This is a genomic window from Corynebacterium macclintockiae (assembly GCF_027570165.1).
GTDB classification, from domain to species: domain Bacteria; phylum Actinomycetota; class Actinomycetes; order Mycobacteriales; family Mycobacteriaceae; genus Corynebacterium; species Corynebacterium macclintockiae.
Genome location: NZ_JAKMUV010000008.1, coordinates 83,786 through 90,426 on the forward strand (window position 1 = coordinate 83,786; position 6,641 = coordinate 90,426).

Sequence of the window (6,641 nt, forward strand, 5' to 3'; positions counted from 1 at the left end):
CTAGCTGTCGCGGCCGCGTAGATACCGCACCGTGCGCGCCAGTGCGAGATCATCGCACGGTTCGCAGGCGGTAAGGCGGCCTTTTTCCACGCGCAGGAGAAGATCGCAGCACCGCGCCACCAGCTCCATGTCATGGGTTACTACCAAAACGGTCTTGCCCTGCCGGGCTAGGGCGTCTAGCAGGTGGGCCACCCGGTGCATGCGGCACAGGTCCAGCCCGCTGGTGGGTTCATCGAAGACGATTACCTCGCGCTCACTTAGGACTGCTGAGGCGATGGCCACGCGCTGGCGTTCGCCGCCCGAAAGCGACATCGGGTGCCGGGCCCGCTTGTCCGCGAGATCAAGTGCACCAAGCACCTCGGTAAGGCGCGCTTCGTTTTTCCCATCCGGTCCACTGGTGCCGATGATTACGTCGGACTCCACGCTCTCCCCGAAAAGCTGGTGGTTTACGTCCTGCATTACTAAATAGGACTGGCGCAGGCGCTGCCGGGGACCCGAGAGCGAGCGGTTATTGATGTCCACCACGCCGGTGGCCTTAGATTCCAGGCCAGTCAGAACGCGCACAAAGGTAGATTTTCCGGCCCCGTTGCGTCCTACCACGCCGATGACTTGTCCTTGCGGCAACTCCGTGTGGCTGATGCTCAGGGATGGCTCTGTAGCCTTGGGGTAGGTGAACTGTAGCTTTTTGAGCACCATCGTGCCACTTGAAGGGCGTGGCTCGCGGGTCACCTCGGGGACCTGCTGCGCTGAGCGCAAGCCCATGCGGTACAGTTCGGCCTTGTCTAGGGTGCGAAACTCCGAGCCGCTGAGATCATGAGCGATCTGCCCGTCCTGCATAACCAGCACTCGGTCCACGATGTCAACTAGGTAGGAAAGCCGATGCTCAGCGATCAGGACGGTGCGGCCCTGTGTCTTCCACTGCGCGACGATGCGGCGCAGCTCATCGACGGCGGCGAGGTCGAGATTTGATGATGGTTCGTCTAGTAGTAGTACCTGTGGGTGCATCGCGGCCACTGAAGCGCATGCTATTTTTTGTTTCTGGCCGCCGGAAAGTGTGAACAGGTGCCGGTCGAGGAGATGAACCATGCCGAAATCTGCGGAAAGTTCCCCAATACGCTGTCGAATCTCGTTGGGCGCCACGCCGAGGTTTTCGCAGCCAAAGGCGAGTTCGCTGGCTACTTCCAGCGTGAAAAATTGCGACTTGGGGTTTTGGAACACTGAGCCTACGCGTTCGGCGATGTCGTGTGGGTGGGCATGAGTGATGTCTTCGTCGTCCAGCAGCACCTCCCCCGAAATCTGGGCGTCGCAGAACGTGTGCGCCACGCCGTTTATCAGGCGTAGCAGGCTGGACTTACCGCAGCCTGATTCGCCACACACTAGAACTAGTTCGCCCTTCGCCACGGTGAGATTTACGTGGTGCAGCACCGGCTCCGCTGTGTTTTGACCATAGGATAGTGACACATCGTGCAGCTTTATCACGGCAGCATCACTATATTTACCAGTAGTAGGATCAGGGACACGACGAGCACGCTTATGACTATTGCGTCGCCTACGCGGAAGCCTATCTCGCACAGCGTGGTTCGTCGGCGAGGCGAGCCCAATCCGCGGGTCACTGCAGACATAGCCAGCTCGTTGCCGATGCTCACAACGGACGCCAACAGTGGCACAAAGCGGTATTCGAGCATAGCGATCGGGTTGCGCAGGCCCGAGATGCCACGCATCTGCATGGCGGTGCGGATATCGCGGTATTCCTCGAGAATCGTCGGGAAGAACCGGAACATGATGGACGTGGGGATGGTCAGGGCGTCGGGGCTCCGCATGCGCTGCATCGCGGCCATGAATTCGCTGGCCGAGACGGTGCGTAGTAGGTACCAGCAGCACGTGATGCCAGGGAGGATGAGCGAAAGCCCTGCGAACCACGTAGCGCACACGTCCACGATGATGTGGCGCTCGGGCAGGGCCTGTACCACCACCGCAGGAAAGCCGGCGAGCACCGCGAAGGTGAGTGCGTATCGCAGTGCAGCGGCCACCATGCCGGAGGCGAGGAAAAGTGCCCCGGGAACGGCAATGAGCATCCACCGGGCGGTGCTGCCCAGCGCCCCACTGGACCCGGCCGGTGAGATGAGCACCGAGGACACCACGAGGATGACCAGCACCGTGGTGCGTGGGTCCAGATGGAGTCCCGCTGTGTGCGTGCCTGATCCGGGCAAAGTGGGCGACATCAGGCGATTCCTGCTCGCTGGAAGTGCTTGGTGAAGATGCGCCGGCCGAGGATCCCGCCGAGGATCCCGCAGACGAAGGTTACTATCACAATGATGAGGAATAGCCAAGTCATCTGGCCAATAGAGGTGAGGCCATCCGCGAAACTAGCACCATATTTGGTCTGCATGCCGCTGCTCTCTATGTAGCGCCGAGTGGTGAAGAAAAGCGGAATATATGATGCGGTGGGTGACACTGCTACAAAGGCATAGGCGATCACACTGTGTATTGCGCTCGTATACTTGCCGGCGCGCAAAATTAACTCGGCAAACACGGCCATGACCAAGCTGAGCAGCAGTGGCCATATGCCTAAACCAAGCAGCAGGCTGGCGAGGCCGCTGAGAAGAAGGAATATGAAGACCATGCCGGGCTTGTGCACCTTGGCCAAGAACAGCATCATCGGGATGCCCAGGATGAGGGCCTGAACGCTGGTGATCATCACGTAGGTGATGGGGGTGATGCCGATGAAGGCGATGACCACGCCGGCTACCAAGTTGATGACGAAGAAGATGCCGATGTTCATCAGGTCGGTGATGTTCAGCCGTCCTGCTTTTGCATCTTTCGGGGTGGTGTGGGGAGTACTGGGCATGATGTTTCCTTTCAGATTAGGCTGCTTGTGCGTAGCACTGGGTTGGGGGCAAGTGGCTTGTCAGGTGAGCGAAACAGGTGTGGCATGAACTCTAAATCTCGCCTTCTTCTACGTCGCTGCCGACGATGTCGGCGATCAGGTCGGACAATTCTCGGACCGTTGGATGGTTGAATACGTCACGTATGGAGATCTCTACTGACATTTCTCGACGAATGGGCCCGACCCCCGGAAAGTGGACACATCGGGGGCTAGCTATGCTGCTGTGGTCAGTATAGCCGAAGTCTCGGCTTCAAAGACATCAGGAGCTACGAGATTGCACCAGGAGTGCCGCCTGCGCGTGTTGTAGCGCATGCACCACCGGAAGACCTCTTGACGACAGCTAATTGGGTTGTCAAAGACTTTCCGATCACGCAGCACTTCCCGCTTTAAGGTGGCGTTATAGGATTCTGCCAGGGCATTATCGGCACTCGTTCCAACTGCGCCCATGGACTGGCGCACACCTAACGACGAGCAGTAGTTCCTAAAGGCTTGTGAGGTGTACACGCTGCCGTGATCGGAATGGAAAATAGTCCCGTCAAGACTGAAGTGTCCCGGGTTTTGTTCCTAGGCTTGTGCCTTGATTTCCATTATTTCTCGACTGGGGTGGTGTTCCCAAAATTCGGTTTCGACTTCAGCCGGCGTGCGGTAGCCCAGGCTCTGGTGGAGCCTTGACTCGTTCCACCAATTCACCCACTCGAACGTCGCGATTTCCACGTCGACGACATCGGCCCACGTTCGCCTATGAATCAGCTCATTCTTGTAGGAGCCGTTGACGTTCTCAGCCAAAGCATTGTCATAGGAGTCGCCCACCGTCCCAGTGGACGCTGCGATACCGTGCTCAGCCAAGCGCTCGTTGTAGACGATGCTCACATATTGTGAGCCGTGGTCTGAATGGTGAATCAAGCCCGTTGTTTCCTTAGCGCACACGATTGCCTGGTTCAACGCCTGCAGCGGCAAGGCTTCGGTGCGCATCGAATCGGACAGCGCCCATCCGACGATCCTCCGGGAGAATACATCGGTCACGAACGCGGTGTACACAAAGCCTTTTCGGGTGCGCACGTAGGTAATGTCCGCCACCCACAGCCGATTAGGGCCAGGGGCCTTAAACTCACGTTTTACCAAGTCAGGGCGATGATCCGGGCCCTTGGGTTTGCGGGTTGTGATTGGTGCCCCACCTTTGCCCTTGCCGGACAGTCCAGCACTGCGCATCAGCCGGGCTGTTTGCTCGCGTCCAATGTCAATGCCCTGGCGGCGCAGCACGCGCCACATTTTGCGAATCCCGTAGACACCGTAGTTTTGTTTATGAACTTCGGTAATGCGCTCTACTAGGGCAGCGTCGCGAAAAGCGCGGGAGCTTAAGCCCCGGGCCTTGGATTGGCGGTATCCACGCGAGCTAAGAAAACCGCCTTCGCGATGCTTGTTTAACGTCTGGCAGATGAACTCGACTGAGAAACGATTCCGATGCTCATCGATGAATCGGATCATTTCCGACGTTTTGGGTCGAGTTCGGATGCGAAAAAAGCTGAGGCGGCTTTCAACAACTCATTGGTGTCCCGCAGCTCTTGATTCTCTCGACGCAACCGTGCGTTTTCTGCAGCAAGGTCCTCGGGCATTGATTCCACAACACGTCCTTCGCGACGAGCGGCCTGCGTCCATTGCCTCGCCGTGTGCCACGAGACGCCCAGCTTTGGGGCTACTGCCTGGCACGCGGCTTGCATCGACATATTTTCCGCCAAGATGCGGTCTTCCACGAGACGGACCACACGGTCCTTGGCATCCTGGTCAAATTTCCTTGGCATATTCCAGATTTTCCCATCTACTCAAACGGAACAAAACCTGGGACACTTCAGTGAAGACGTCGCGGTGGGTCACTTCTCCGGTGGTGGTGTTGATCGTGTCTTTGGCTACACGCCTGCCGAGACCATCGTAGGTGTAGCGATAGCCAACACCGGGAGCATCACTTGAGCTAAAGCCGATGGGTTGTTCACCGGTGGCGTAGAAGAAGTGATGAACCAACGGTTTCTTACCGAGGCGTTTGGTTACCGTGCGGGTGATACGCCCTGCAGCGTCGTAGGTGTAGGTAGTCCGGCCGACTTTGACCGGCAGTGTGTTGTGGTAGTCGATTGCCCCGTCGGTGGTGGAGGCCAGGACACCTGCTGGGGTGAAGGAGTAGTTTTCCTGGGCGGGAACCCCATTGGTAGCAGCACTGCCTGCTCGTGCAGGAGTGTGTGTCGTGGTGTGCGGTGGGGTGGAGCCCCGGTCACTGGGGTTGGTGTGGGGTGTGCGGGTGGTGTTGCAGTCTGTGTCGAGGGTGTCGGTGACAAGTCCCCGTACGTTGAGGGTGTGGCGGCAAAGGAGCTTAGAAACTTGACGTGTGACCACCATGACCGCTCGAGGAGAAAATGATTAGTTTTGCAATCTTGAAAGATTGCGTAATCTCTAAGATAGTTGATGATTGGGCTTTGGAATGGTTACATCCTCCAAAAGATACAGTAGGTAAATCGTTTGTCATTAAACACTGTATCCATAAACGCATCGTCGCGACTACACCTTTTACTGTCTGCGCCACTTTCCGATCATCTAGTATGTCGTTAATTCATCCATTTGAGCCGGGCTCGCAAGGGCTGTTTATCCGTAGCTATTCACCCACTCCTCGAATGTCTTGAAGGGGCCTTCAACGTAGTCCTTTTCTTGAAAATCGTACATTCCACATATAACCGATCCATTGGGTTTCTGTTCGAAGACGCCCCAGACAAAACTGTCATCGTAGGCTACTGGGAAGAAGCGTTTTGAATCGACAAGATCGGCTGACCGGAAATCTTCTAGAAACCCTTCGAAGGCGTTTTCATAGACTCCATATGGGGCAGGTGTGAAGAAAATTAACGATGGCGGAGAAAAGGCTGTGTAATGCTTCCAGAATTGGAAGTATTGTTCGGGAATCCAAGATGGAGCCATCGACTTCAGCTGAGACAGTTCACTTTTACTTAGACCGTCGCCGTACAAGTATGAGAGTAGCTGATCTGAGAGTTTTTCTGACCGGTCATAGATAGTCCAATGCTATTTCTTTCCAGTATGTGTGTCTCCATTCCCTAAAGGATGCGCGGTCGACAGGGGTTACATCTGTTGGAAACTCGCTCCTATTCATTCCGTGGAATATATGGAGAACTTTAGCGTTTTCTGCGTGCATCTGTTTTGTAATTTCTACCACAGCTGATCGATCATCTTGTCCGATATGGTGCAAGTTCACCGGGTTTCCATCTACCCCTATGGGGGCGCGCCCATGCCTCATTAAATCGACATTGATGCCAATTCCACCACCAATTTCCCGAGGAAGGTACACCTCTTTGTGCGGATTGAATACCTGTCTACCAGTCTGTTGATATACAACCTTCCCTTGAACTTTCTTGGCCGCCCAACAGCCGTGCAGTCCCAGCACGTCGACCCAGAATGCCGCGTGGTCGACATACCCTTGTGCCGAGGACAACTTGGGGACTAGTCCGAGTGGGTCTTGGGCGTTGTAGGCGCCAAGGGTGGGGTTGTAGTAGCGGAAGCGGTTGTACGCCCACCCGGATTCCGCATCCTCGTACTGGCCGGCAAACAACAACGAGCTGGTACACCGACCCGCCCACGTGCGCTTGCCGTACAGGGTTTGGGTGGTGTGTCCCTCGACGACACCGGTGGTGGTGTTGATCAGTTCCTGAGGCGCACCTGCCAGGTCGCACACCAGGGCGAAGAACGTCGCATCAACCCGCGC

Annotated in this window: 7 protein-coding genes and 1 pseudogene; all 8 read right to left on the reverse strand. The window is 56.5% G+C overall.

The features are described from left to right. Complete coding sequence (locus L8U58_RS07580) at positions 1–1,479, reverse strand: ABC transporter ATP-binding protein (protein WP_014303364.1); 1,479 nt, start codon at positions 1,477–1,479, stop codon at positions 1–3. Continuing rightward, positions 1,476–2,222, reverse strand: a complete 747-nt coding sequence (locus L8U58_RS07585; protein ID WP_014303365.1) for an energy-coupling factor transporter transmembrane component T — start codon at positions 2,220–2,222, stop codon at positions 1,476–1,478. Before L8U58_RS07585 ends, L8U58_RS07580 begins: the two co-directional genes overlap by 4 nt. Further along, positions 2,222–2,848, reverse strand: a complete 627-nt coding sequence (locus L8U58_RS07590; protein WP_034970325.1) for an MptD family putative ECF transporter S component — start codon at positions 2,846–2,848, stop codon at positions 2,222–2,224. Before L8U58_RS07590 ends, L8U58_RS07585 begins: the two co-directional genes overlap by 1 nt. Positions 2,849–2,939: 91 nt before the next feature. Continuing rightward, entirely contained in the window at positions 2,940–3,050 is a 111-nt protein-coding gene (locus tag L8U58_RS10280; protein ID WP_155270010.1) for a hypothetical protein, read from the reverse strand. A gap of 50 nt (positions 3,051–3,100) precedes the next feature. After that, positions 3,101–3,430, reverse strand: a pseudogene (locus tag L8U58_RS07595) (transposase); the annotation flags it as partial. Positions 3,431–3,451: 21 nt separating this feature from the next. Beyond that, positions 3,452–4,686, reverse strand: a protein-coding gene (locus tag L8U58_RS07600) for an IS3 family transposase (protein ID WP_230580339.1) whose coding sequence is annotated in 2 segments (ribosomal slippage) — positions 3,452–4,395 and positions 4,395–4,686 — 1,236 coding nt in all. Because the reading frame shifts where the segments join, the coding sequence is not laid out codon by codon here. Then, the gene (locus L8U58_RS07605) at positions 4,670–5,272 is read right to left on the reverse strand and encodes a hypothetical protein (protein ID WP_269955048.1); all 603 of its coding nucleotides are present in this window, start codon (positions 5,270–5,272) and stop codon (positions 4,670–4,672) included. Before L8U58_RS07605 ends, L8U58_RS07600 begins: the two co-directional genes overlap by 17 nt. Positions 5,273–5,927: 655 nt before the next feature. Continuing rightward, a partial coding sequence (locus tag L8U58_RS07610) for an HNH/ENDO VII family nuclease (RefSeq protein WP_274706539.1) occupies positions 5,928–6,641 on the reverse strand: 714 nt, incomplete at its 5' end.